This is a genomic window from Streptomyces paradoxus (assembly GCF_014202475.1).
Classification (GTDB): Bacteria; Actinomycetota; Actinomycetes; order Streptomycetales; family Streptomycetaceae; genus Streptomyces; species Streptomyces paradoxus.
Genome location: NZ_JACHGV010000008.1, coordinates 116,919 through 141,112, shown reverse-complemented (window position 1 = coordinate 141,112; position 24,194 = coordinate 116,919). Strand labels below are relative to the sequence as shown.

Below are 24,194 nucleotides of genomic sequence, written 5' to 3'. Positions count from 1 at the left end.
ACCCTGGAACCCTGTGACGCCTCACTGACGGCGACGGGCAGGGTGACGCGGCACAACATCACGGAGGCCCTCACCGAGCGCGAACCGTCCACCGGGGGCCTGGAACCCGCTCGCGCCACCAAGTGGACCCGTACGTCGGCCACTTCGCGGAAGCCGGTCGGAACGTGGCCCTATCGCATCGACGAGCGCTCGCCCCCGAGGACGGGGCGGGTGACCGGGCGGTCGAGTTCGCCACCAACGAGGTCTCGTACCTGCGGATCGACGCCACCAAGCCACCGCTGGACGACATCCGGGGCCGCCGGGCAGTCAACTACGCCATCGACCGAGAGGGGTTGACGACAGCCGTCTTCGCCGGCCGGCCCAGCGGGCAGCTCGTCTCGAAGGGCGTCACCGGCTAGAACCCGCGCACAGCACCGTGGCCGTACGACCCGCAGCGCGCCCGGCGGCTCGTCGCCGAGGCAAGCGCCGACCCGTCCAGGTGGTGCGCGGGGTGGGGCTCGCCGCCGAGCACGCGGACCGGGTCGCCGTCATGTACGCGGGGTGCCGTCGTGGAGACGCTCCCGTCACCGGCCGACCCGCCCTCCGGGTGCCGGTTCCGGACCCGGTGCCCGCGTGCGGGACCTGTGCGCCGAGACCGTGCCCGCACCACCGCCCGGTGCGCCGCTCCCGGAGCCGCCTGCCACTTCCCCTGGAAGGGGCCTCTGCGGCATGACGGGCGAGTCGTCTCGTGGCCGGGCCCGCAACCTCGGCATGTGGCGGTGGGGGGGCCCCCGGGGGGGGGGCGGGGCCCCCCCCACACAAACGGTGTGAGTTAGAGGGTGGAGGGTGTGGTAGAGCATCGGGGGCGAGTTAGGGCGCCCGCGGGGGGGCGCCCGGGGGGCGGGGGGGGGGGGGGGGCGGGGGGGCCCCCCCCCCCGGGGGGGGGGGGGGGCCCCCCCCCCGGGGGGGGCCCCCCCCCCCCGCCACATGACTTCGGTACTCGTAGAGAGGGACTCAGTGCTTGAAGACGTCCTTCGTCTTCTCCTTGGCCTGCCGGGCGTCACCCTTCGACTGCTCCGCACGGCCTTCGGCCTCCAGCCGCTCGTTGCCCACCGCGCGGCCGATCGTCTCCTTGGCCTTGCCCTTGGCCTGCTCGGCCTTCGCCTTGCCCTTCTGATCTGCAGCCACGGTTCGCCTCACTCCAGGTCGTGTCCGACTAAAGGGTCACCGCACGAGTGACCACTGGAGCGGCATCCCAAACGTGGCCGGCCATGATCACGATCGGTGTGACGAGCGGGGGCCACGCAAGACCATCAGCCGGCCGGGGCTGCCCGGAGACCTGCCGTCGCCGGAGGTGCTGTGGGCGCGCTGGGTGCTCATCGCCGTACTGGAGGCCACCACGGCGGACGAGCGGAAGGCGCATCACCGCACAGGGACCTGGGCCCGCGCCCCATATCCGGCACCCTGGACGACGACGGGCTCGACTGCGGTTTGAGCCGCTTCACCGACCGCGACGACGTGCTGCGCACGATCGCCGACGAGGACCACGGCGCCACGTCGGCCGGCGAGGCGGAGGCCCTGCTGGCGCACGCCGAGGGCTACCGCCTGACCCCTGAGCTTCTGATGTCCCTCACCACCGACCCGTCCTGGCGGCAGCGGGACCGGCCTGCGGTGACCCGGGCGCTGGAACTCGCACACCTGAACCGGCCCTGACCCCGAGGGTCAGTGGCAGCACTCGCCGGCGGGCTCCGCGACATCCAGGCGGCAGAAGCAGGACGCCTGGATCGGCACGTCGGCCAGTGCGCTCGCCATCTTGAGCTGGTGGGCCACGAGCGCCGCCTCGCCGGTCTTGCCGGTGCGCAGCAGGCACTCGTGGAAGCCGTGCAGGGCCCAGACATTGCCGGGGTGCTGGAGGGGCCTGGGCAGGGTGTCGTCCAGGCCGAGGTCGGCACGGTAGACGGCCTCGGCCTCCGCCACGCGGCCCTGCTCCAGCAGCAGTGCGCCGTAGGCGTGGCGGGTGGGCTGCATCCAGCCCCAGGGTTCGTCGTAGGGGAGGTTGTCGTCCAGCTCGATGGAGCGCTCCAGGGCGGCGAAGGCGAGGTCGTGGTTGCCCCTGCGGTATGCGAGTTCGCCGTCCAGCATGGCCGCGGCGATGGCGAGGATGTCGTGGCAGGTGTTGTTGAACAGCATCCGCGTCTCCGGCACCCGGGTCACCGCCGCCCGGAAGAGCTCGCGTTCGGCCTCCGCCCGGTCGACCTCGCCGGTGGCGGAGAGCGCGACACCCCGGGCGTAGTGCCGCATGGCGACGGTCATCGCGTAGAGCTCCGGGTCGGCGGGGGCGGGGAGTTCGAGGATCTCGGCCCAGCGGCCGAAGCGGATCAGGACGTGCACGCGCATGGCCAGGAAGGCTTCCAGCCAGTCGGCCATCGGCGGGCTGGGTACGCGGAGCAGGTCTTCGGGGATGGCGGCTTCCAGCTGGGCGGCGGTGTCGAGGGCGATCTGCGCCTGGCCGAGGAACATGGCGCCGTAGATCTTGAAATGGTAGTTGTGCGCCCGGTAGAGGGTGTAGAAGTTCATCGCCCCGGCCTGCCGGTGGTACTTCTCGTCGGCGGCGATCGCGTCGCTGTTGGCCGCGACGACCTGGCGGTAGTCGCCGCACAAAACGTCCAGGTGTGAGGGCATATGGAGCAGGTGCCCGGCGTCGGGCACGATGCCGCGCAGCCGGTCGGCGACGGTGAGGGCCTGCTCCGGGGTCGGGGACATCTCCATCAGGTGGATGTAGAGGTGCAGGATCCCCGGGTGCCGTACGCCGGCCTCGGTGGCGAGGGCGCGTTCCAGCACGGCCCTGGCCTCGGTGGTCCGGGCGCCCTCGGCCGGCTGACCGGTCCTGAGGTCCCACAGCTGCCACGGGGTGAGGTTCATCGCGGCGTCGGCGTGCAGGGTGGCGATGTCCGGGTCGCCGGGCGCCAGTTCGTACACGACGCGCATCGCGTCCGCGTAGGGCTCGTTCCACACCGAACAGTCCTCGACGGCCTCGGACTGCGGGTAGCGGGCCCGCAGGGCGCCGATGAGGGCCCGCTCGACCGGGGTGGCGCCGGCGGCCTTCTCGTGAGCGCGTTCCACAGCGGCGTGCGTACGCTCGACGGTCCGCACCAGTTCCTCGCCGTCGAAGAATTCCCAGGGCTTGTTGTAGTTCGGGCCGAGCGCGTAGGCGATTCCCCAATACGCCATCGCACATTCCGGATCGGCCTCGGCCGCCTTTTCGAAACAGGCGACGGCCTCCTCGTGATGGAAGGCGTATGTCCACACCAGGCCGCGGTCGAACCAGAGTTGAGCATCGGCGGAGGACGTGGTGACGGGACGGCCGTGCGGGCCGAGGTCGTAATAGTCGCCCATGAGTTCCTCCTGGAAAACTGGAAAGCGGCCGGGGCCGTGAGAATAGCGGTTGCGGACACGCCCTCGACTTCGATCAATTCTCGTATTTCCAGATTAGCGGTTCACATCGCGGTGAACCGACGGGTCAGACGCCGGTGAGGAGCTGCGGCGCCAGGATTTTGATCATGGTGTTGGTCCAGCGGAGCTGCCGGAGCGTCTGCGGGTGGCAGTCGGTGACGAGCGCCAGGAGCCGATCGTCCCGGCCCGCCTGTGCCGCCTGGGCCAGCATCTCCCAGTGGAGGGAGTTCCGCGCGACCGCCAGGTGCAGCTCACGCAAGTCGTTCAGCAGGAGCAGTCCCGTCTCGGGGCGCCGGCCGAGGGCTGCCGAGGCCTTCTCCCGGAGGGCGGCGAGCGCCCCGGGCGAGGGGTTGCCGCGCGGACCGGGCAGGTCCAGGCCGTGGTCGCGGCCCGCGTCGGCCAGGCGGGCGGCGTGTTCGCGGGACCAGCGGGCGATGTCGAGGGCGACGTGGTGGAACTCGTGGTCGGTGCGGTGCCGTGCGGCGGCGGCCAGCAGGTCCTGTTCCAGGTCGCGTTCGCCGTCGTGGAGGAGGCGGAGGACGATGCCGGTGCCGATGCCGGTCATGAGCCGCTCCCCTGCGTCGTAGTGCGTGCTCCGGTGGCGTTCGCGCGGCGGGCGACGAGGGTGAGGCGGGCCGCGCCGGTCTTGAACAACGGCTGTTTGGAGACCGGGTCCCAGTCGGTGACGGTGGTCTCGTTGGCGGCGCGGCCCGGGCCGTCGCCGGGCGGACGGTGCCCCGCCGGTGTGTCCCAGTAGCCGTAGTGGAAGGGCAGGAACACCATGCCGTCACGGATGGCGGTGGTGCGCAGCCGGGCCCGTATCGCCCCGCGCGGCGTCGTGACCTGCACCAGGTCGCCGTCGGCGAGACCCTGGGCCGAGGCCTCGGCGGGTGAGATCTCCGCCCAGACGTCCGGGGCGGCGGCGTCCAGCTCGGGCGCGCGGGCCGTCTTCGTACGGGTATGGAAGTGGTACACCGTGCGCCCGGTGATCAGCTGGAGGGGATACCCGGCGGAGGTGTCCTCGTGCGGCGGCAGGTACTCGACCGCCTTGATCATTGCCTTGCCGTGCGGGTTGAGGGCCCGGTACTCGACGGGTTCCACGCCGGCGCCGGTGACCATGTCCCGGCCGTAGCTCTCGCAGGTGCCGGGGTGGGCGAAGCCGATGCCGTCGGTGTAGAGGCGCGGGGTGCCGCCGGGGGTCTCGTCGGTGCAGGGCCACTGGATGCCGCTGCCGCCGCGCAGCCGGTCGTAGCTCAGGCCCGTGTAGTCACAGGGGCGGCCCGCGCTGCACCGCTGCCAGGCCGCGAACGCCGACTCGGGGTCGTGCCAGGTGATCAGCGGCCCGCCGTCCTTGTCCCGGAAGTCCATGCGGGCGGCGAAGTCGAGGAAGATGTCCAGGTCGGGGCGGGCCTCCCCGGGCGGTTCGACGGCCTTCTCCGACAGGTGCACCGTGCGGTCGGCGTTGGTGAGCGTGCCCGTCTTCTCGCCCCAGGTCGCGGCAGGCAGGACCACGTCGGCGAGCTGCGCGGTCTCCGTGAGGAACAGGTCCTGCGCGATCACGAAGAGGCTCTCCTGGGCGAGGATCGACCGGATGCGGGACAGTTCGGGCAGGGACACGGCCGGGTTGGTGCCGGTGATCCACAGCATCCGGACCGAGCCCTGCTCGGCGTACCGGAAGATCTGCATCGCGTGGGTGGGCGGGGCGTAGTGCGGGATGGTCTGCGGTGCCACGTTCCACACGGCGGCCAGGTCCGCCACGTGCTCGTCGTTCTGCCAGTTGCGGAAGCCCGGCAGGTCGCCGTCGGCGCCGCACTCCCGGGTGTTCTCGGCACTGGGCTGGCCGTTCATCTGGAGCAGCCCGCAACCGGGGCGGCCCAGCATGCCTCGGATCAGGTGCAGGTTGTTGACCTGGACGGCGGCGGCAGTGGCCTGGTGGGACTGGTAGACGCCCTGGAGGACGGTGGACAGCAGCCTCTCGGCGCTGCCGATGATCTCAGCCGCCCGCTCGATCTGCGCGGCCGGCACGTCGCAGATCCCGGCCGCCCACGCGGGCGTGCACTCCTCCACCATGGCCGCGAGCTCGTCGAATCCGACGGTGTGTGCGGCGACATAGGACCGGTCGGTGCGGCCGGTGCGGATGATCTCGTGCAGCAGGGCGTTGAGCAGCGCGACGTTCGTGCCCGCGCGCGGGGCCAGGTGGACGTCGGCCCGCCGGGCGACCGGGGTGTGGCGCGGGTCCACGCAGACCAGGCGGGGCGGGTCCGCACCCTCCAGACGGTCCAGCAGGCGCATCCACAGGACCGTCTGCGTCTCCGCCATGTTGTGCCCGAACAGGGCGACGGTGTCGGCGTGGTCGATGTCCTCGTAGGAGCCGGGCTGTCCGTCGCAGCCGAACGTCTCCTTCAGCGCTTCGGCGGCCGTCGCCGTGCACAGCCGGGTGTTGCCGTCCAGGTGGTTGGTGCCGATGCCGGCGCGGGCCAGCACGGCCAGGGTGTAGTACTCCTCCAGGAACAGCTGCCCGCTGGTGTAGAGGCCGATCGAGCCGGGGCCCCTGTCGGCCAGCAGTTCCCTGGTCCGGGCCGTGATCCGGTTCATGGCGGTGTCCCAGTCGCACTCCACGAGCCGGCCCTCCTCGCGGACCAGGGGCCTGGTGAGGCGGTCCGGGGAGGCGTTCGCCTGCCAGCCGTAGAGGTCCTTGGGGCCGAGGCGCCCGCGGTTCACCCGGTCCGCGGCCCGGCCCCGTACGCCCACGATGCGTCCCTCGCGCACCGCGATGTCCATCGCGTCGCCGTTGGAGTGGAGCACCGAGGCGGCCTGCACCCAGCGCTCCACGTCCCGCTCGCCGAGCCCCGCCGCGAGATGGGTGTCGGTCCGGGGCGGCCAGGACGTACCTGGCCCGTACGGTGTGCGCGAGCCCCAGACGTCCGTGATCCGGTCAGCCGAGGTGTCCACGGTCCACCTCCCGCAGAGGACGGCACTGTCGTCGGCGGGTACCCGCCTGAAGCGCCGGTGACACAAAGCACGCGAATGTTCACATACGGCACATAGGCCGACGCGGGTGCGATCATCTTGTCGTTCGATCGTGGCCACCTTCGCCACTGGGCTGGCACCGCCCAACTCCCGCTCCCTAGGATGTACTTCCTGTCCAGCCAGCCGTTGGCGCGGCACCTTGCAGGGGGAACGATGCACTCCGAGAAGCAGCTGTCCACCGAGATCGACGCGAATGTGCCGACGGCAGCGCGCATGTACGACCACTACCTGGGCGGCAAGGACAACTACGCGGCGGACCGCGCCGCGTGCGAGGAACTCGACAAGGTCGTCCCCAGCACCCGCCGCCTGGCCCTGAACAACCGGCGCTTCCTCCAGCGGGTCGTGAAGACCCTCTCCGAGGAGTACGGCATCCGGCAGTACCTGGACCACGGATCCGGCCTGCCGACGCAGGACAACGTGCACCAGGTCGCCCAGCGCATCGACCCCACGACCCACGTGGTCTACGTGGACAACGATCCGATGGTGCTGGTGCACGGCCGTGCCCTGCTGGAGCAGGACGAGCGGACGACCGTCATCCACGCGGACATGCGTGAGACCGACCAGATCTTCGGCCACGCCGACACCAAGCGGCTGATCGACTTCGACCAGCCGGTGTGCGTGCTCTTCAACTCGGTGTTCCACTGCATCCCGGACAGTGACACCGACGGGCCGCTCGCGGTGGCCCGGCGTGTGCGGGAGCGGCTCGCGCCCGGCAGCTTCATGGTGATGTGCCAGCTGGTCAGCGAGGACCCCGAGGTGCGTGACTTCGTCACGAACTTCATGGACCAGGCGACCCAGGGCCACTGGGGCCGCGTGCGCGAACCGAAGGACGTGGAGACGTACTTCGAGGGTCTGGAGATCCTGGAGCCGGGGCTCGTGGAGGTCTCGACCTGGCGTCCGGACACCGAGGTGGCACCCCGTCAGCTCACCCACGAGTGGATCGAGTTCGGCGGTGTCGGGCGGATCCCCCTGGAGAAGTGACCCGGCGAAGTGACCGCAGTGACGCCTCGTGCGGGACGGCCGTCGGCCCCCACGAGGCACCTACGGGTCACGGGTAGCGCTGCTCCATCGTCTGCCGCAGCAGCTCCAGTGAGTCACGGGGCTTGAGCGCCTCGTCCGCGAGCCGGTCCAGCGCGATCCGGTACTCCTCGGTCTCGTCGCGGTCCTCGAGGAAGTTCGCGCTCTTGATGTGCTCCAGGTAGACCACGTCGGGCAGATCGAGGCCGCCGAAGCGCAGATACGTGATCGGGATGGCCGGCGCCGAGGCGTTGGTGACGCTCAACGGCACGATCTGCAACGTCACGTTGGAGCGCCCGGCCATCTCGACGAGGTGCGCGAGCTGTTCCCGCATCACGTCGGTGCTGCCCAGGACGCGCAGCAGCACGGACTCGTCGATGATCGCCCACAGCTGCGGGGCGTCGGACCGCGACAGCAACCGGGCCCGTTGCCTGCGCAGTTCGACGCGCCGCTCCACCTCGCTCGCAGGCGCGTTCGGCAGGCCGCGCTCCACCACGGCCCGGGTGTAGGCGGGTGTCTGCAACAGGCCGGGCACGTACTGGATCTCGAAGGTGCGAATGGTGGCGGCGGCCTCCTGCAGCCCGACCAGCCGGTCGAACCACTCGGGCATCAGCCGCTTGTCGTACCGCTGCCACCAGCCGGGCTCACCGGCCCGCTGCAGCAGCTTGAGCAGCACGGAGACTTCGTAGTCGTCGGTGCCGTACAGCTCCAGCAGGGCGCGGACGTCGTTCTCCGTCGGCGGGCGGCGGCCCTTGCCCGACTCGATACGGGACAGCTTCGCGGCACTGAACCCGACGGCGCGCGCCGCCTGGTCCTGGGCGAGGCCGGCGTCCTCGCGGAAGCCGGCGAGCTGTACACCGACCAGCATCTTCAGCAGAGTCGGCGCCGGCTCGCGTCTGTCCAGGTAGGGTTCCAGACGGGAGATGCGACGCGGCGGACATCCTGACTCCCAGCAGACCGGCACAAGGGCGACTTACACTATCGCACTTCACCGGGCCTTCACGCATCCGCCCGCAATGCCCCCGCAGAAGTGGGGAGTTGAACTCCGCTTCCCCGAGGGCATCGCGCGCACGGACAGGGCCGTTCCTCACAGCAGGTGGTCGAACTCGCCGTCCTTCGCTCCGGCCACGAAGGCCGCCACCTCCGCCGACGTGTAGACGAGGGCGGGCCCGTCGGGGTCGCGGGAGTTGCGCAGCGCGATCCCGCCGTCGACGAGGGGGGCGACTTCGACGCAGTTGCCCTCGGCGTTGCTGTGCCGGCTCTTCATCCAGCAGGCTTCCAAAGAGCTTGCCCGCACTCCGTTCTGCACTGGTGGCACCGCAGTCTCCTTGCTGTTCTCGTTCCCCGCCGCACACGGCGTGCCCGGCCGTCCGGACGAGTGCGGGCGCGTCCCTACGACCGCACTCGTCCCGGCTCGCGTACCCACGACGGCTTGATACTCACGCAATTTCTCGTGCAATTGCACGCGAGCGCCTTCAGTGTGGATAATAGCCGCGGCGTCAACCCCCGGGCCGGCGCCGCGTCCTGACGTCGCATCGGGGAGATGCCGTGTCATCACCTGCGCAGCACGTGCTCCGGCCGCCGAGTGGGGCTGCGGCACACGCAGGCGCATCCGGGGCGAGCCACACCTTCCCGGCCGGGCCGAACACGGCCTCGGCGTACGGAACTCCGCCCTCGGCACCGCGGACACCGCCGCAGTTCTCGGGTGCCCTGTCCGCCTCGGCCGCACTGCGCGTCGAGTGCAGCCGGGAGGGGTTCGCGCGAGCCCGGTCCTTCACCCGCGACACCCTGCACGGCTGGTCGCTCGACCACCGCTGCGACGACGCGACCCTCGTCATCACCGAGCTCACCGCCAACGCCGCGACACACGCGGCGCCCAGAGCCTCGGACGCACCGGATGTGCCGGAGATCCGGCTCGGTTTCCTCCTGGACCCCAGCCACCTGCTGGTCACCGTCTCCGACCCCGACGACCACCCGCCCGTGTACCGGCCGGCGGGCATCGCCCTGGAGGAGCACGGCCGGGGGCTGTGCATCGTCGACGCCCTGTCCGAGGAGTGGGGCTGGGCCCCCAGCCCCCCGGCGGGCAAGACGGTCTGGGCCAGGTTGTCGACCCGGCCATCCACCCCCTGTCCACCCATCTGACACGACTGCCGCGGAAAGGCCCCTCGCCATGCGCAGCGCTTCGACGGAACACCCGAGCAGCGAGCGTCCCCAGCGCCCCGACGCCACGGCCCGGAACACACCGCTCACGGCACTGGACCTCGTGCCGTGGGGCGACATCCAGGACTCCACCGGCTCGGCGGCGGCCATTCCCCACCTGCTCAACGGCATCGCGGGGGATGACGCCGACACCGCCCGCTCCGCCCTCCACGACCTGCGCAAACGGATCTGCCAGTTCGGTTTCGTGGTGGAGCAGGCGACCGCGGCCACGGTTCCGTTCCTGTGGGAGCTGGCGCAGCTGCCGCAGGTGACCTGCCGCGCCCAGATCATCCAGCTGCTCAAGAACATCGCCGACGCCCGGCAGTGGGAGAGCACCGCCGCCGCCTATCCGAAGCTGCTGAACCACCGGGAGAACCCGGTGGTATGGGAGCGTGCGGCGCGCCAGGCGGTGCGGTCCCGGCGCGGCGAACTCGGCCGGCTGATGGCGGACCAGGACGGCGAGATCGCCCGGGCCACGACCGAGCTGGCCCGCTCGCTGGGCGCCTGAGACTGCCGTACGTTCCGCGGTGGGCAGGTCGCACGTTCACGGGTGGGCGGCGAGCCCTTCAAGCCCGCAGACGTGACGAAACGGTGAGGACCCCCTGCCACCATGGGTGATGCCCCTCGCCTCCCGGGGCCGGGCAGTGTAGACATGGCACATGGTCCGACTCTTGGGTCGATCCGGGACTCGATCGCCCCTGCGGCCCGGCGCTGCGCCGTCGGCACGGCAGCGGCGGGAGGCGGGCCCGCCACGGTGGCAACCGGGGGCGGGGCTGCGGTCGGTGCTGGGCGGACGCAGCGTCGCCGGACAGGTGTTCCTGCTCGTCGTGGTGATCGTGCTGCTGCTGGTCGTGGCGGCCGTGGTGGCGCTGGTGCTGCAGGTGCGGCACGACACGACGCGGGAGGCCCGCAACCGTTCGCTCGCCGTCGCGGAGACCTTCGCCAACGCGCCGGGCACCGTCGAGGCACTCCAGAGCCCTGATCCCACCGCCGTGCTCCAGCCCCGGGCCGAGGCCGCCCGGGAGCGGTCGAAGGTCGACTTCATCGTCGTCATGAACACCGACGGGATCCGCTACACCCACCCCAGGCCGGACCGGATCGGGAAGAAGTTCGTCGGGACGCTCGCGCCCGCGCTCGCCGGGAAGTCGTTCACCGAGGAGATCGAAGGCACCATCGGCCCGCTCGTGCAGGCCGTGGTGCCGGTGAAGGATCCGGACGGCCGGGTCGTGGGCCTGGTCTCGGCGGGGATCACGACCAAGAACGTCGGCGGCACCGCCGACCGTCAGCTGCCGCTCGTGCTCGCGGCCGCCGCCGTCGCGCTCGCCCTGGCGACGGCGGGTGCCGCACTGGTGAGCCGGCGGCTGCTGCGCCAGACCCACGGGCTCGGTCCGCACGAGATGACCCGGATGTACGAGCATCACGACGCCGTGCTGCACGCCGTCCGGGAGGGAGTGCTCATCGTCGACGACGGGGGCATCCTGGTCCTCGCCAACGACGAGGCACACCGGCTGCTCGGGCTGCCCGCCGACGCCGAGGGCCGGCACGTCCTCAGCCTCGGTCTCGACCCGGGCACCGCCGACCTGCTGGCCTCCGGACGTGTCGCCACGGACGAGGTGCACCTCGTCGGGGACCGGCTCCTCGCCGTCAACCAGCGGACCACGGACCGTGCGGGCGTGCCGCCCGGCAGCGTCGCCACCCTGCGCGACTCCACGGAGCTGCGGGCGCTGTCCGGGCGGGCCGAGACCGCGCGGGAACGGCTCAACATGCTGTACGACGCCGGAGTGGGCATCGGGACCAGCCTGGACGTGACCCGCACGGCCGAGGAGCTGACCGAACTGGCCGTGCCGCGGTTCGCCGACTTCGTCACCGTGGACCTGTTCGACGCGGTGCTGGGCGGCGGGCAGCCGAACGCGGCGGCCACGCTCAGCCGGACCGCGGTGAGCGGCATCCGCAAGGACGCGCCGCTCTACCCGGCCGGCGAGCGGATCAGGTTCGTCGAGTCCTCTCCGCAGGGCCGCAGCCTCGCCACCGGCGGCCCCGTCCTGGAACCCCGGCTGGGCGAGGCTCCGGGCTGGCAGGCACAGGACCTGGAACGCTCGGCGCAGATCGTCGCGTACGGCATCCACTCGCTGATCACGGTGCCGCTGCGGGCCGGCGCCCTGGTGCTCGGCGTGGTCAGCTTCTGGCGCTGCGAAAAGCCGGAGCCCTTCGACGCGGACGAGCTGGCCCTGGCCGAGGAACTGGTCGCGCGGGCCGCCGTCTCCATCGACAACGCGCGCCGCTACACCCGCGAGCACAGCATGGCGGTGACGCTCCAGCGCAGCCTGCTTCCCCGCAACCTGCCGGAGCAGGGCGCCCTGGAGATCGCCTACCGCTACCTGCCCGCGCAGGCCGGGGTGGGCGGTGACTGGTTCGACGTGCTGCCGCTGTCGGGGGCCAGGGTGGCGCTCGTGGTCGGGGACGTCGTCGGTCACGGGCTGCACGCCGCGGCCACGATGGGACGGCTGCGCACGGCGGTGCACAACTTCTCCGCCCTCGACCTGCCGCCCGAGGAACTGATCGCCCTGCTGGACGAGTTGGTCGGCCGTATCGACCAGGACGAGACGGAGGACGAGGGCAGCGCCCCGGTCACCGGCGCGACCTGTCTGTACGCCGTCTACGACCCGGTGTCCCGGCGCTGCACCGTCGCGCGGGCCGGGCATCCCCCGCCGGCACTGATCCACCCGGACGGCACGGTGGAGTACCCCGATGTCCCCGCCGGTCCCCCACTCGGGCTCGGCGGTCTGCCGTTCGAGACGGCGGAGCTGGAGCTTGCCGAGGGCAGCCGGCTGGTCCTGTACACCGACGGGCTGGTCGAGGACCGGGAGCGGGACATCGACGTGGGTCTGGAGATGCTGCGCGAGGCGCTGGGCCGGGCGGGGCAGTCGCCGGAGGACACCTGCCGGGTCGTGCTCGACTCGCAGCTCACGGCCCGCTCCAGCGACGACATCGCGCTGATCGTCGCGCGTACCCGGGCGCTGGCCTCCGGCCAGGTCGCCGAGTGGCCGGTGCCGGCCGATCCGGCGGCCGTGGGCGAGGTGAGGGCGGCGGTCAGCCGGCAACTGTCCGAATGGGGCCTGGACGAGCTGACGTTCAGCACGGAACTGATCCTGAGCGAGCTGGTCACCAACGCGCTGCGGTACGGGGGCGGCCCCATACGCGTCAGGATGCTGCGCGACCGCAACCTGATCTGCGAGGTGTTCGACAGCAGCAGCACCTCACCGCACCTGCGGTACGCGACCATGACGGACGAGGGCGGGCGTGGCCTGTTCCTCGTCGCGCAGCTCGCGGAACGCTGGGGGACGCGCTACCTGCCGGCGGGGAAGGTCATCTGGGCGGAGCAGCCCCTGCCATAAGCGGGACCATGCACTCCCCATAAAGTAGCCTTATGAGCTCATAGACCGGACCCTCGTACCGACTTAGGCATGCCTTAGTTTAGGCTTCCCGTCGAGATCGCTTGTCGCCGCTCGAAGGGAACCTGACCATGCCCCGCCCCCTGCGGGTAGCCATCGTCGGATCCGGCCCCGCCGGGATCTACGCCGCCGACGCCCTGCTCAAGTCCGAGGTGGCCGCCGAACCCGGCGTTTCCATCGACATCTTCGAGCGCATGCCGGCGCCGTTCGGTCTGATCCGTTATGGCGTCGCCCCCGACCACCCGCGGATCAAGGGCATCATCACCGCCCTGCACCAAGTGCTCGACAAACCGCAGATCCGGCTCTTCGGCAACGTGGACTACGGCACCGACATCGGCCTGGACGACCTGCGCGCGTTCTACGACGGCGTGATCTTCGCCACCGGCGCGACCGCCGACCGGGCGCTCTCGCTGCCGGGCATCGACCTGGACGGCTCGTACGGCGCCGCGGACTTCGTGTCCTGGTACGACGGCCACCCGGACGTTCCGCGCACCTGGCCGCTGGAGGCGGAGAAGGTCGCCGTGCTCGGCGTCGGCAACGTCGCCCTCGACGTCGCGCGCGTTCTGGCCAAGACGGCGGACGAACTGCTGCCGACCGAGATCCCGGCGAACGTCTACGAGGGTCTGAAGGCCAACCGGGCCAAGGAGATCCACGTCTTCGGCCGACGCGGCCCGGCGCAGGCGAAGTTCAGCCCGATGGAGCTGCGGGAGCTGGATCACTCCCCCAACATCGAGGTCATCGTCGACCCCGAGGACATCGACTACGACGAGGGCTCGATCACCACCCGGCGCGGCAACAAGCAGGCCGACATGGTGGCCAAGACCCTGGAGAACTGGGCGATCCGCGACGTCGGCGACCGGCCCCACAAGCTCTTCCTGCACTTCTTCGAGTCGCCGGTCGAGGTCCTCGGCGAGGACGGCAAGGTCGTGGGCCTGCGCACCGAGCGCACGGAACTCGACGGCACCGGCAACGTCAAGGGCACCGGCACGTTCAACACCTGGGACGTCGGCGCCGTGTACCGCGCGGTGGGCTACCTGTCCGACAAACTCCCCAAGCTGCCCTGGGACATCGACTCGGGCACCGTCCCGGACGAGGGCGGCCGGGTCGTGCAGGAGTCGGGCGAGCACCTGCAGTCCACGTACGTCACCGGCTGGATCCGGCGCGGCCCCATCGGCCTCATCGGGCACACCAAGGGCGACGCCAACGAGACGGTGAAGAACCTGCTGGAGGACTACGCGGGCGGCAGGCTGCACACGCCCGCCGCCCCGGACCCCGAGGCCGTGGACGCGTTCCTCGCCGAGCGCGACATCCGCTTCACCACCTGGGACGGCTGGTACAAGCTGGACGCCGCGGAGAAGGCTCTGGGCGAGCCCGAGGGCCGCGAGCGCGTGAAGATCGTCGAGCGCGAGGACATGCTGCGGGCCAGCGGCGCCTGACGCCTCGCACCTGACGTTTTACCTCCCGCGGGGCGGGTTCGGTGGCAATGTCACCGGACCCGCCCTTCTGCGTACTTGAAGCGTGTACGATCCGGATGCTTCACCGAACCATCACATCGCCTTCACCTGAAGGCCATGCAGGGGGGACGAACGTCCATGCGTATACGCCTTGTCGCCACCACGGCCCTCGCCGCCGGGGCCCTGACCGCCCTGTCGGCGGTTCCGGCCCAGGCCGCCGAGTACGACTCCGCGCTGAAGATCCGGGGCATCCAGTACGACGCTCCCGGGAGCGACTCCAACCGCTGCTCGGGCGGGAACACCGCCGAGGAGTACCTGACCATCAAGAACTACTCGCGTTCCACGACGGTGAACCTCAAGGGGTACGTCGTGAAGGACGCGGCGGGGAACAAGTTCACCTTCACCGCGAGCCACACCCTTCAGCCGGGTGACTACGTGAAGCTGCGCGGCGGCAACGGGACCGACTCCGACACCAAGAACGTCGTCTACCGCGACAACTGCAACTTCATGTGGAACAACGACAAGGACACGATCTACGTGTACAAGCCGTCCGGCAGCCGTGCCGACGTGCACTCGTACACCAGGAGCGGCTCCGACGCGGACGGCAACGGGTACATCACCTTCCACGGCTGAGCCTTTTGCCGACCCGGCAACAGGCTTCGCGTGCGGCGCGGCGGGCGCTGGATGATCGGTGGACCGAGCGCCCCTTCGGATCGCGGGAGGATCCATGCCGCAGACGTCCGCCGTTGACCGCACGCATCGCCTCGTTTCCACACCGGCCGGCCGCACCCACCTCGTGGAGCAGGGTGCCGGACCGCTCGTTCTCCTGCTGCACGGATTCCCCGAGTCCTGGTACGCCTGGCGACACCAGCTGCCGGCGCTGGCCGCGGCCGGCTACCGCGCGGTCGCCGTGGACGTCCGCGGCTACGGACGTTCGTCCCGGCCCCCGGAGGCGGACGCGTACCGGATGCTGGAGCTGGTGGAGGACAACGCCGCCGTGGTGGAGGCCCTGGGCGAGCGGTCCGCCGTGCTCGTCGGGCACGACTGGGGCGCGGCCATCGCGGCGGCCTCCGCGCTGGTCCGGCCGGAAACCTTCCGCGCGGTGGGGCTGCTGAGCGTGCCGTACACGCCGCCCGGCGGACAGAAACCGAGTGAGGTCTTCGCGCGGATGGGCGGTGACGAGGAGTTCTACGTCTCCTACTTCCAGGAGCCCGGCCGGGCCGAGGCGGAGATCGAGCCCGACGTGCGCGGCTGGCTCGCGGGCTTCTACGCGGCCCTGTCGGCGGACGCGCCGCCCGGGGCCGACCCCCATTTCGTGGCCCGCGGCGGTCGGTTGCGTGACCGGTTCCCGGCCGGCCGGCTGCCGGGGTGGATGAGCGAGGCAGACCTCGACGTCTACGCCGCGGAGTTCGAACGCACCGGACTGACCGGGGCCCTGAACCGTTACCGGAACATGGACCGTGACTGGCAGGACCTGGCGGACTTCTCCGGTGCCCCTGTCACCCAGCCGTCGCTGTTCATCGGGGGCGGCCTGGACGCCTCCACGACCTGGCTGGCCGACGCGATCGAGGCGTTCCCGGCCACGCTCCCCGGGCTGAGGGCCTCGCACATCCTGGACGGCTGCGGTCACTTCGTGCAGCAGGAGCGGCCGGCCGATACCAACCGGCTCCTGACGGAGTGGCTCGCCGGCCTCCCCTCCTAGAGAGCCGGCAGCCAGCGGTCCAGGTGGGCGCGCAGGGCCGTGAGGTCGGTGCCGCGTGCCAGGTGACCCACGTATCCGTCGGGGCGTACGAGGGCCTGGGTGACGCCGGGCCACGGGCTTCGCGTGCCCAGGCGGTGCACGCTCAGCAGGCCGTGACGCTCGCCCAGCGGCAGGTCCTGGGGCCAGTGGTGGGCGGGGCCGGTGAGCAGAAGGTGGTAGCCCGGTCCGGCGATGAGCCGCTGGAGTCCGGCCGGGGTGTCGGGCAGCCGGTCTCCCGCGCGTGGACCCTGCCGCGGGCGGTGCGGTCCGGTGGCGGAGGCGGGACCGCGCCGGTAGTGGATGCCGAGTTCTGACACCGTACGGAACAGGCGCGCCCGGGCACCGGTCGCACGCAGGAACAGCGGGGCCAGGTGCGGGGCGAGTCGCGTCCGTGCCAGGCGGAGGACCGGATGGCCGCTCGTACCGACGGTGAACGCGCGGTCGGTGAGCCGGCGTACGCCGTGGCCGACCGGGGCGCGTTCCGCCTCGTACGTGTCCAGCAGCTCCTCCGGTGCGGCCCCGCGGCAGACGTGGGCGAGTTTCCAGCCGAGGTTGAGCGCGTCCTGGATGCCGGTGTTCATGCCCTGTCCGCCGGCCGGGCTGTGGATGTGCGCCGCGTCGCCGGCGAGGAAGAACGGGCCCTTGCGGTAGTGGGTGGCGCCGCGGTTGTGGATGCGGAAGCTCGTCATCCAGACCGGGTCGTGCAGGGACGGCTTGTCGGGCGTGAAGTCGTCGGCGATCCGCTGGAGGAGGTCCAGGGTCACCTCGCCGCCGGGGGCGCCCGGCGGGTGCATCGCGATCATCCGCCAGGTGGCCGGAGTGCCGAGCGGGAAGAAGAACAGCAGCCCGGCCGCGGTCATGTACGTGTGTGCGGTGCCCTGCTCCAGTCCGTCGGCCTCCAGGTCCGCCAGCAGGAACGTCTGCGGATAGGCGTACCCCTCGAAGGGGATGCCCGCCCGGGCGCGCACGGTGCTGTGCGCGCCGTCGCAGCCCACGACGTAGCGGGCCCGTACGGTCTGGTCGGTCCCGTCCCGGCGTCGCAGGCGGCAGGTGACATGGTCGCCCTCTTGTTCGGCGCCGACCAGCTCGGTGCCCCGCTCGACCGTGACGTCCCGCTCGGCCAGATGAGCCGCCAGGGTGGCCTCCGTCTCCGACTGCGGGAGGAAGAGCAGGAAGGGGTACGGCGTGTCGTCGCAGCCGACGTCGAACACCAGGACGCGCAGCACCCGTCGGGGCAGATGCAGGTGCAGCCGGACCGCCGTGCTGCCCCGGTCGACGAGGTCGTCCGCCACGCCGAACGCGGACAGCATCTCCAGGGTGCGGGGCTGGATCGCGGGGGCGCGTGACTCCCGCGCACGGTCCAGTGAGCGGTCGACGATCCGGAAGGGGGTTCCACAGGCGCGCAGTTGGGTCGCGAGTGCGAGTCCGGTGGGGCCCGCGCCCACCACGAGCACGTCCAGGGGTGCCGTCATGGCACCCACCGTAGACGCGGCCGGCTGCGCGCAGGCCGTCGCCGTGCGGCGTGCCGGGGCCCTCCGCGACGTGTCCGTGGCGGAGGGCTCCCGTCCGGTGGTGCCGGTTCAGACCTCCAGGTCGGCCTCGATGCGGCGCAACTGGTGGCGGGCCATGGCGAGATTGGCCCGGCTCCCGTCGAGCACGAGGTAGAGGAAGAGTCCGCTGCCTCCGCGGCCCTTCAGGAGGCGGATGAGGTGGTACTGGGTGTTCAGGGTGATCAGGATGTCCTCGATCTCCTCCTTCAGCCCCAGGTGCTCCATGGTGCGCAGCTTGGACCGCACGACGTCGGTGTTGCCCGCGGCGGCGACTTCCAGGTTGAAGTCCTTGCTGCCGCCGAGGGTGCCGAGGGCCATGCCGCTGGTGTAGTCGACGAGTGCGACGGCCGTCGCTCCGTCGATGGAGCTCAGGCATTCCTTCAGCGCGGTCTCCGTGTTGGCCATGCGCTCGGTTCCTTTCCTTCGGTCTTCTACTTCGGTGGGTCGGAAGGTTCGGTGGGTCGGGAGGTTCGGTGGGGCAGGAGGTTCGGGTGGCTCAGATGCCGGTCTGCGGGCGCGGCTGGTGCGTGGGCCGCTGCGGGGTGCGTACCGGGAGGGTGCCGATGGGGCGGTCCGTGGCCGGGGGCACCGTGGCCAGGTGCTCCTCGGGCGCGGCCCGGTCGGCGTGGCGGCCGGTGCCCGGGCCCACGCCCGTGGCCACCAGGTCGGCGATCCGGGCGCCGCTGCGGCGGCCTTCGAGGTGCAGGCGGCCGACGTTGACGCGGTCCTCGGCGAGGAGGGTGAGCACGGCGGTCGTCCCGGCGGCGTAGGTGGCGACGTAGCCTCCGGAGCCCCGCACGAGCAGTTCACGGAAGTCGCCACGGGCGGCGGCGTCGGTCATGCGGTAGGCGACGCCGAGGGCGGCGGCGGTGAGCGCCGCGAGTCCCTCCGGCTCGGTGCCCGGCACGTCGTGGGCGAGGACGAGTCCGTCGACGGTGGCCGCGAGGGAGCCCGTCAGCCGGGGTATGCGGGTGCGGAGCCGACGCAGTTCGTCCAGGACGTCGGTCTCGACGGCCATGAGCAGTCTCCTTTCGGCACGCTGTCTTCGCGCGCGGATCACAGTGCCTCCAAGGCGTGCAGGAGCCGTCGCAGCAGTGCGGTTTCGGGCTCGTCCGGTGCCGCGGGACGAGGTGAGGGGCCCGGCTCGGCGAACACGGGGGCGGGGGCGGACGCTGGGGCTGGGGCGGACGTGGGGACGGGGAGCAGGGGGGCCACGGGGGTGACCAGTCCTGCGGCGGCGAGGCGGCGGAGCTCGACGAGGGTGTGGAAGGTGCGGCAGGCGAGGGCGGTGGCGATCTGGGCGGCGGTGCGCACACCGTCGACCTGGGCGAGGGTCCGGCCGCGGCGGGCCGGCAGGTCGGCGGCGTCCGGTCCGGGCACCCGGGCCAGAGGCGCGCGGTCGACGGAGGGTTCGGGCCATATGCGGTGCAGCAGTTCGCGGCGGCGTCTGGACTCGCGCAGGACGGTTTCCACCGGTACGGACCGGACCGCGCCGAGCCAGTGAGCGGCTCCGGGCCGGAAGCGCAGTGCCGGTCCGTCGTGGGCGAGCACGAAGTACGCCGCGTCGAAGAGCGCGCCCAGGTGGCACAGTTCCAGGGCGCCGGCGGCGAGGTGGCCGCTGTCGACCAGTTGCCGTCCGACACGGCAGCGGCGGCCTGCCTGGTCGATCGCCTCCCACCAGCCGTCCGGGGCGAGTGCGCCGCTGTGGGTGAGCAGGTCGCCGAGGTCGGGTGTGACGGCGGATTCGACGTGCACGACGTGTCCCGCCGCGAGGTAGACGATCCCCGTCTCGGTGGACAGGGCTCCGGTCGCGCCCTGTTCGGCGAGGGTGCCGAGCACGGCCGAGGCGGGTTCGTCCGTGCGCAGGGTCCCGGTCGGCGTGGTCATCCGAGCACCAGCCGGTCCGCCATCTCGGCCAGCCGGATGCGGGCCAGGGCCAGGTTTCCTTCGTCACGGTCCAGCCACAGGTGCACGAACACCGTGCTGTCGAACGTCGTGGTGACGAACCTGAGCAGGTGGTACGAGTCGGCGTTCGTGATGATCAGGTCCTGTACAGGGGGCTCCTTGCCGGACAGGCCCCCGGACGGGCCACCCGAGTCGTCGTCGGGCGGCCCGCCCGGGCCTTTGCCGGTCAGGGCGAGGGCGCCGCTCTCGGTGGCGAGGCGGGCGAGTTCCGCGGTTTCCGCAGCCGTCGCCTCCACGTCGCCACCGGGTGCGTCACCCACCGCTCCCAGCGCAAGACCACTGATCCAATCGACCACCGAAGCCCCTCGGGCACCTTGCAGCCGCATGGCGTCCAGCAGACTCTCGTCGATTCCGGGCACGCCGAATCCCCTCCCCCTGCACGGCCGTTCCCGCGAACGTGAGCACGACACTACGCACGGTGCTCGGTGCAGGTGAACGCTTTGGCATTTTCCAAAGGAATGTGCAGCGGAGCGGGCAGGGGTGCGACGTGGTCGATCCAAAGCGAGCAGGACCTGTCCCGCACGGTGGGACTTTCACTCAATGCCGACCACGTGCCGACGCTACTGACGTGCAATCGTCACGGAACCCGGGACTCCGTCCTGTGCCCGCCGAGTCGTCCTCCGACCGAACCGAAACGGAGACCGTACGCCTTCCGACGCCGCGCGCCGCCGCTGCGCCGTGGTGGGACCGGGCGCCCGCGCCCCGGCGCCTCGGTACCCGCTTACGCCGCCGGGGACTTCTCTGTGTCAACGGCAGCGAAGGACGTCTTGAGCTGCTGGTCGAGGAGTCCGCCTGGACCCGGTCGCCGGTCCGGGACGAGAGCGCCGTGCCGCACGGAGAGCCGGTGGGCGACACGGCGGGGCGCACGGAGCTGATGTTGCGCCGGTTCTGGGAACCGCCGCGCGTACTGGAGGTTCGGACCGGCGAGGGCGGTCACGGCGGCGGGGACGTCCGCATGCTCGAGGATCTCTTCGGCGAACCCGTGGCCGACCCGCTGGGGCGGGCGGCGGACGCCGTCGACGGGGCACGCTCACTGGTCGCGGGCCTCACCGCGAACCGGTCCTTCGAGCTGGGGAGTCCGGTGCGCACCCGGGACCTGCTCGACGTGTGACCGACAGGAGCCGGCCCCTCTCACGGCACCCGTCGCCCCGGACGTCACAGCCCGGTCCCGACCGTCTCCGGTGGGACAATCTGCCGTACGAGTCCCAGCCGAGGAAGTCGGTCATCACGCCGTGGAACGAGCAGCCGTGCCCTTTCCTCCGTCGCCCTGGCATCTCACCGGCGACATGGTCGTCTCGCTGTGGCGCGTCCCGGCGGACGATCTGCCGCCCTGGCCCCTGCCGCGCGGGGTTCGCCCCTGGGTCGTGCGGCGCCGGGCCACCCTGCTGACCTTCTGGGTGGACTACCGGCCCGGCGGCGTCCTCGCCTACCGCGAGTTCCTCGTCGCCCTGGCCGTTCGCCACGGCCGCCGCCTCGCCGGCAGCACCGTGGCGGCCTGGGTCGACGACGAACAGTCCCTGGCCGGGGGACGCGCCCTGTGGGGCATCCCGAAGGAGCAGGGCGTGATCACGCTCAGCGCGGACGGCCGGGGCGGCCGGGGAGAGCTGACCGCCGCCGGCATTCCGCCGGTCCGCCTCACGTACCGGGACGTGCTGCGGCTGCCCTTCCGGCTGCCCGCCCGCGCCCACCTGGTCCAGCAACTGCCCGACGGTACGGAGTGCCGCGTGCCCGCGCGGATCAGCGGGCGGCCGGCCCTCGGCCGCAGCCGCGTCACGACCGGGGCCGGCGCTCCCCTGTCCGTACTGGCCCGGCACAAACCGCTCTTGTCCTTCGCCGTCCGCGACTTCCGCAGCACCGTGGGCAGTTGAGCCCGCGCGGTGTCCCGCGAGCCGCTCAGCAGCAGCGGCTGTGGGTGCGGGCCTCCTGGTGCCGGGTGCGCAGCACCTGGTACTCGCGGCGGGTCGGCACCGGGGCGAGCGGGTGGTGGCGCCGGTGCCGCTCGCAGTGCCGCTCGTAGTCGGCCTCTCCGGTCAGCTCGCGCAGGTACCAGCGCACCGCCCGCACCCAGTGCCGGATCCTCACGAGCGGGCTCCGGCCAGGGGCTCGACGGATGCGCCGGGCACGTCGATGCGGGACTCGACGTACGGGGCCTCGGTGGTCGGCAGTGGCGTGGTGGACCGTATCGCGCGCACGCAGACCACCGCCGCGTTGACGATCACCACGGCGACCAGGAGGAGGAAGAGGGCGATGAGGACGCCGTCGACGGTGGAGTTGGTGACCACGGTGTGCATGTCGGCGGTCGTCTTGGCGGGGGCGAGGATCTGGCCGGCGTCCAGGGCGTCGGCATAGTGGGACCGTTGGGCGAAGAAGCCGATCTTCGGGTCAGTGGAGAAGACCTTCTGCCAGCCGGCGGTGAAGGTGATCGCGGTGACCCAGGCGAGGGGAACGCCGGTCACCCAGGCCCAGCGCAGCCGCCCGGACTTGACGAGGACGGTGGTGCAGACGGCGAGGGCGATGGCGGCGAGCAGCTGGTTGGCGATGCCGAAGAGCGGGAAGAGCTGGTTGATTCCGCCGAGCGGGTCGGTGGCGCCGGTGTAGAGGAAGTAGCCCCAGGCGGCGACGACCAGACCGCTGCACAGCCAGATGCCGGGCTTCCAGTTGACCCGGCCGAGCGGCTTGTAGACGTTGCCGAGCATGTCCTGGAGCATGAAGCGGCCGACGCGGGTCCCGGCGTCCACCGTGGTCAGGATGAACAGCGCCTCGAACATGATCGCGAAGTGGTACCAGAAGGCCTTCATGGCCGCCCCGCCGAAGACGCCGGAGAAGATCTCCGACATGCCGACCGCGAGGGTCGGGGCGCCTCCGGAGCGGGCGATCAGGGTCTGTTCCTCGACGGCCTTCGCGGCCTGGGTGAGCTGGTCGGGGGTGATGGTGAAGCCGAGGCCCGCCACCGCGTGGGACGCGGACTCGGCGGTCGCGCCCAGCAGTCCAGCCGGGGCGTTCATCGCGTAATACAGACCCGGCTCCAGCGTCGCCGCGGCGATCAGCGCCATGATCGCGACGAACGACTCCATCAGCATCGCGCCGTAGCCGATCAGCCGGACCTGGGACTCCTTCTGGATCAGCTTCGGGGTCGTTCCGGAGGAGACCAGGGCGTGGAAGCCGGACAGCGCGCCGCAGGCGATCGTGATGAAGAGGAAGGGGAACAACGCCCCCGCGAAGACCGGGCCCGCTCCCGAGGTCGCGAAGTCGCTCACCGCGTCGGCCCGGAGCACGGGCGCGGCCACGATCACGCCCACGGCGAGCAGGGCGATGGTGCCGATCTTCATGAAGGTGGAGAGGTAGTCGCGCGGCGCCAGCAGCATCCACACCGGCAGCACCGAGGCGACGAAGCCGTAGCCGATGAGGCAGAAGACGAGGGTGGTGGGGCTGAGGGTGAAGGTGCCGGCCAGGGAGGAGTTCTGCACCCAGCCGCCGCCGACGATCGCCAGGAGCAGCAGCGCCACGCCAAAGAGGCTGGTCTCGACGACCCTGCCGGGACGGACGCGATGCATCCAGAAGCCCATGAAGAGGGCGATGGGGATGGTCATCGCGACGGAGAACGTGCCCCACGGGGAGTGGGCCAGAGCGTTCACGACCACCAGGGCGAGCACGCCGAGCAGGATGATCATGATGGCGAACACCGCGACCAGGGCGGCCGCCCCGCCCGCCCGGCCGATCTCGTCACGGGCCATCTGGCCCAGCGACGTGCCGTCCCGGCGCATCGACAGGAACAGCACCACCATGTCCTGCACCGCCCCGGCGAAGATCACCCCGGCGACGATCCACAGCGTGCCCGGGAGATAGCCCATCTGCGCCGCCAGAACCGGTCCCACCAGTGGCCCGGCGCCGGCGATCGCGGCGAAGTGGTGGCCGAGCAGCACCCGGCGGTCGGTCGGCTGGAAGTCGACGCCGTCCTCCAGACGCTCGGCGGGCGTGGCCCGGCGGTCGTCCGGCCGGAGCACCCGGCGGGCGATGAACCGGGCGTAGAAGCGGTAGGCGATGGCGTAGGAGCCGAGCGCGGCGACCACCAGCCAGACGGCGGAGATCCTCTCGCCCCGGGCCAGCGCGAGGACGCCCCAGGCGACGGCGCCGAGCAGAGCGACGCCGGTCCACAGCAGGGCGGATCGAAGTGATATACGCGACTTTTCGGGCGCTGGCAGGCCGGATTCGGGCAGGGTGGACGCAGGCATGGCGGCTCCTCACCGGGGCGGTGCGGGACACCTCGTGACCCGAGGTGCCCGGGGATCAGCGAAACGGCGGCTCTCCCGCTCGCTGTGGGTCTGTGCAAGAGTTGCCCACCCCCTGGAACCGG

Annotated in this window: 24 protein-coding genes; 11 read left to right on the top strand and 13 right to left on the bottom strand. The window is 71.6% G+C overall.

Annotated features, from left to right (window positions below; all coding sequences use genetic code 11):
* The first annotated feature begins 164 nt into the window (after positions 1-164).
* Positions 165-398: an ABC transporter substrate-binding protein gene (locus HNR57_RS39690; protein WP_184563258.1), complete on the top strand. Its 234-nt coding sequence runs from the start codon at positions 165-167 to the stop codon at positions 396-398.
* Between the two features lie 595 nt (positions 399-993).
* Here HNR57_RS39690 and HNR57_RS25500 read toward each other — a convergent pair.
* On the bottom strand, positions 994-1,167 hold the full coding sequence (locus HNR57_RS25500; protein WP_184563255.1) for a CsbD family protein: 174 nt from the start codon (positions 1,165-1,167) through the stop codon (positions 994-996).
* Between the two features lie 303 nt (positions 1,168-1,470).
* Here HNR57_RS25500 and HNR57_RS39685 point away from each other — a divergent pair, with 303 nt between their 5' ends.
* Positions 1,471-1,692: a hypothetical protein gene (locus tag HNR57_RS39685; RefSeq protein ID WP_246554932.1), complete on the top strand. Its 222-nt coding sequence runs from the start codon at positions 1,471-1,473 to the stop codon at positions 1,690-1,692.
* 9 nt (positions 1,693-1,701) lie between these two features.
* On the opposite strand, the gene HNR57_RS25490 is transcribed toward HNR57_RS39685, so the two are convergent.
* From HNR57_RS25490 to HNR57_RS25480, 3 genes are all read right to left on the bottom strand, one after another.
* The gene (locus tag HNR57_RS25490; protein WP_184563253.1) at positions 1,702-3,375 is read right to left on the bottom strand and encodes a tetratricopeptide repeat protein; all 1,674 of its coding nucleotides are present in this window, start codon (positions 3,373-3,375) and stop codon (positions 1,702-1,704) included.
* Positions 3,376-3,499: 124 nt separating this feature from the next.
* Positions 3,500-3,997, bottom strand: coding sequence for a hypothetical protein (locus tag HNR57_RS25485; protein WP_184563251.1), 498 nt, complete (start codon positions 3,995-3,997; stop codon positions 3,500-3,502).
* On the bottom strand, positions 3,994-6,384 hold the full coding sequence (locus tag HNR57_RS25480; RefSeq protein ID WP_184563249.1) for a molybdopterin oxidoreductase family protein: 2,391 nt from the start codon (positions 6,382-6,384) through the stop codon (positions 3,994-3,996). Before HNR57_RS25480 ends, HNR57_RS25485 begins: the two co-directional genes overlap by 4 nt.
* A gap of 231 nt (positions 6,385-6,615) precedes the next feature.
* Here HNR57_RS25480 and HNR57_RS25475 point away from each other — a divergent pair, with 231 nt between their 5' ends.
* Positions 6,616-7,443 carry an SAM-dependent methyltransferase gene (locus tag HNR57_RS25475; protein ID WP_184563247.1) on the top strand — a complete coding sequence of 276 codons (828 nt, stop codon included), beginning with the start codon at positions 6,616-6,618 and terminating at the stop codon, positions 7,441-7,443.
* Between the two features lie 67 nt (positions 7,444-7,510).
* Here HNR57_RS25475 and HNR57_RS25470 read toward each other — a convergent pair whose 3' ends face one another.
* Positions 7,511-8,347 carry a helix-turn-helix domain-containing protein gene (locus tag HNR57_RS25470; protein ID WP_246554930.1) on the bottom strand — a complete coding sequence of 279 codons (837 nt, stop codon included), beginning with the start codon at positions 8,345-8,347 and terminating at the stop codon, positions 7,511-7,513.
* Positions 8,348-8,566: 219 nt separating this feature from the next.
* Positions 8,567-8,797: a DUF397 domain-containing protein gene (locus HNR57_RS25465; RefSeq protein ID WP_184563243.1), complete on the bottom strand. Its 231-nt coding sequence runs from the start codon at positions 8,795-8,797 to the stop codon at positions 8,567-8,569.
* Positions 8,798-9,027: 230 nt separating this feature from the next.
* On the opposite strand from HNR57_RS25465, the gene HNR57_RS25460 reads away from it, so the two are divergent.
* The 6 genes from HNR57_RS25460 (at position 9,028) to HNR57_RS25435 (ending at position 16,286) form a co-directional block, all read left to right on the top strand.
* Positions 9,028-9,621 (top strand): ATP-binding protein, encoded by a 594-nt coding sequence (locus HNR57_RS25460; protein WP_313674708.1) that lies wholly within the window; start codon positions 9,028-9,030, stop codon positions 9,619-9,621.
* A gap of 28 nt (positions 9,622-9,649) precedes the next feature.
* Positions 9,650-10,186, top strand: a complete 537-nt coding sequence (locus HNR57_RS25455; RefSeq protein ID WP_184563241.1) for a hypothetical protein — start codon at positions 9,650-9,652, stop codon at positions 10,184-10,186.
* A gap of 151 nt (positions 10,187-10,337) precedes the next feature.
* Entirely contained in the window at positions 10,338-13,073 is a 2,736-nt protein-coding gene (locus HNR57_RS25450; protein WP_184563239.1) for a SpoIIE family protein phosphatase, read from the top strand.
* Between the two features lie 128 nt (positions 13,074-13,201).
* Positions 13,202-14,566: an FAD-dependent oxidoreductase gene (locus tag HNR57_RS25445; RefSeq protein WP_184563237.1), complete on the top strand. Its 1,365-nt coding sequence runs from the start codon at positions 13,202-13,204 to the stop codon at positions 14,564-14,566.
* Between the two features lie 156 nt (positions 14,567-14,722).
* Positions 14,723-15,217 carry a lamin tail domain-containing protein gene (locus HNR57_RS25440; protein ID WP_184563235.1) on the top strand — a complete coding sequence of 165 codons (495 nt, stop codon included), beginning with the start codon at positions 14,723-14,725 and terminating at the stop codon, positions 15,215-15,217.
* 94 nt (positions 15,218-15,311) lie between these two features.
* Positions 15,312-16,286, top strand: a complete 975-nt coding sequence (locus tag HNR57_RS25435; RefSeq protein ID WP_184563233.1) for an alpha/beta fold hydrolase — start codon at positions 15,312-15,314, stop codon at positions 16,284-16,286.
* On the opposite strand, the gene HNR57_RS25430 is transcribed toward HNR57_RS25435, so the two are convergent.
* From HNR57_RS25430 to HNR57_RS25410, 5 genes are all read right to left on the bottom strand, one after another.
* Complete coding sequence (locus HNR57_RS25430) at positions 16,283-17,797, bottom strand: FAD-dependent monooxygenase (RefSeq protein ID WP_184563231.1); 1,515 nt, start codon at positions 17,795-17,797, stop codon at positions 16,283-16,285. The two genes, HNR57_RS25435 and HNR57_RS25430, sit on opposite strands and share 4 nt — an antisense overlap.
* A gap of 108 nt (positions 17,798-17,905) precedes the next feature.
* A complete protein-coding gene (locus HNR57_RS25425; protein WP_030847269.1) occupies positions 17,906-18,280 on the bottom strand; it encodes a roadblock/LC7 domain-containing protein in 375 nt (124 codons plus the stop codon).
* Positions 18,281-18,371: 91 nt separating this feature from the next.
* Positions 18,372-18,893, bottom strand: coding sequence for a roadblock/LC7 domain-containing protein (locus tag HNR57_RS25420; RefSeq protein ID WP_184563229.1), 522 nt, complete (start codon positions 18,891-18,893; stop codon positions 18,372-18,374).
* Between the two features lie 38 nt (positions 18,894-18,931).
* Positions 18,932-19,762, bottom strand: coding sequence for a hypothetical protein (locus HNR57_RS25415; RefSeq protein ID WP_184563227.1), 831 nt, complete (start codon positions 19,760-19,762; stop codon positions 18,932-18,934).
* Positions 19,759-20,199 (bottom strand): hypothetical protein, encoded by a 441-nt coding sequence (locus HNR57_RS25410; RefSeq protein WP_184563224.1) that lies wholly within the window; start codon positions 20,197-20,199, stop codon positions 19,759-19,761. Before HNR57_RS25410 ends, HNR57_RS25415 begins: the two co-directional genes overlap by 4 nt.
* Positions 20,200-20,684: 485 nt before the next feature.
* Between HNR57_RS25410 and HNR57_RS39210 the strand changes: the two genes are divergently transcribed.
* Complete coding sequence (locus tag HNR57_RS39210; protein ID WP_221343001.1) at positions 20,685-20,951, top strand: hypothetical protein; 267 nt, start codon at positions 20,685-20,687, stop codon at positions 20,949-20,951.
* A gap of 136 nt (positions 20,952-21,087) precedes the next feature.
* Positions 21,088-21,708, top strand: a complete 621-nt coding sequence (locus HNR57_RS25400; RefSeq protein WP_184563220.1) for an acetoacetate decarboxylase family protein — start codon at positions 21,088-21,090, stop codon at positions 21,706-21,708.
* A 25-nt stretch (positions 21,709-21,733) separates the two neighbouring features.
* Here HNR57_RS25400 and HNR57_RS39680 read toward each other — a convergent pair whose 3' ends face one another.
* Positions 21,734-21,922, bottom strand: coding sequence for a CstA-like transporter-associated (seleno)protein (locus tag HNR57_RS39680; RefSeq protein ID WP_184563218.1), 189 nt, complete (start codon positions 21,920-21,922; stop codon positions 21,734-21,736).
* On the bottom strand, positions 21,919-24,072 hold the full coding sequence (locus tag HNR57_RS25390; protein WP_184563216.1) for a carbon starvation CstA family protein: 2,154 nt from the start codon (positions 24,070-24,072) through the stop codon (positions 21,919-21,921). Before HNR57_RS25390 ends, HNR57_RS39680 begins: the two co-directional genes overlap by 4 nt.
* Between the last annotated feature and the right edge of the window lie 122 nt (positions 24,073-24,194).

What these genes read in the sequence shown, in the direction of transcription:
- HNR57_RS25475 (WP_184563247.1), top strand. Translation starts at nt 6,616, where the DNA reads ATGCACTCCGAGAAGCAGCTGTCCACCGAGATCGACGCGAATGTGCCG.
- HNR57_RS25430 (WP_184563231.1), bottom strand. Translation starts at nt 17,797, where the DNA reads ATGACGGCACCCCTGGACGTGCTCGTGGTGGGCGCGGGCCCCACCGGA.
- HNR57_RS25440 (WP_184563235.1), top strand. Translation starts at nt 14,723, where the DNA reads ATGCGTATACGCCTTGTCGCCACCACGGCCCTCGCCGCCGGGGCCCTG.
- HNR57_RS25420 (WP_184563229.1), bottom strand. Translation starts at nt 18,893, where the DNA reads ATGGCCGTCGAGACCGACGTCCTGGACGAACTGCGTCGGCTCCGCACC.
- HNR57_RS25470 (WP_246554930.1), bottom strand. Translation starts at nt 8,347, where the DNA reads ATGCTGGTCGGTGTACAGCTCGCCGGCTTCCGCGAGGACGCCGGCCTC.
- HNR57_RS25445 (WP_184563237.1), top strand. Translation starts at nt 13,202, where the DNA reads ATGCCCCGCCCCCTGCGGGTAGCCATCGTCGGATCCGGCCCCGCCGGG.
- HNR57_RS25455 (WP_184563241.1), top strand. Translation starts at nt 9,650, where the DNA reads ATGCGCAGCGCTTCGACGGAACACCCGAGCAGCGAGCGTCCCCAGCGC.
- HNR57_RS25390 (WP_184563216.1), bottom strand. Translation starts at nt 24,072, where the DNA reads ATGCCTGCGTCCACCCTGCCCGAATCCGGCCTGCCAGCGCCCGAAAAG.
- HNR57_RS25485 (WP_184563251.1), bottom strand. Translation starts at nt 3,997, where the DNA reads ATGACCGGCATCGGCACCGGCATCGTCCTCCGCCTCCTCCACGACGGC.
- HNR57_RS25450 (WP_184563239.1), top strand. Translation starts at nt 10,338, where the DNA reads ATGGTCCGACTCTTGGGTCGATCCGGGACTCGATCGCCCCTGCGGCCC.
- HNR57_RS25435 (WP_184563233.1), top strand. Translation starts at nt 15,312, where the DNA reads ATGCCGCAGACGTCCGCCGTTGACCGCACGCATCGCCTCGTTTCCACA.
- HNR57_RS25490 (WP_184563253.1), bottom strand. Translation starts at nt 3,375, where the DNA reads ATGGGCGACTATTACGACCTCGGCCCGCACGGCCGTCCCGTCACCACG.
- HNR57_RS25425 (WP_030847269.1), bottom strand. Translation starts at nt 18,280, where the DNA reads ATGGCCAACACGGAGACCGCGCTGAAGGAATGCCTGAGCTCCATCGAC.
- HNR57_RS25415 (WP_184563227.1), bottom strand. Translation starts at nt 19,762, where the DNA reads ATGACCACGCCGACCGGGACCCTGCGCACGGACGAACCCGCCTCGGCC.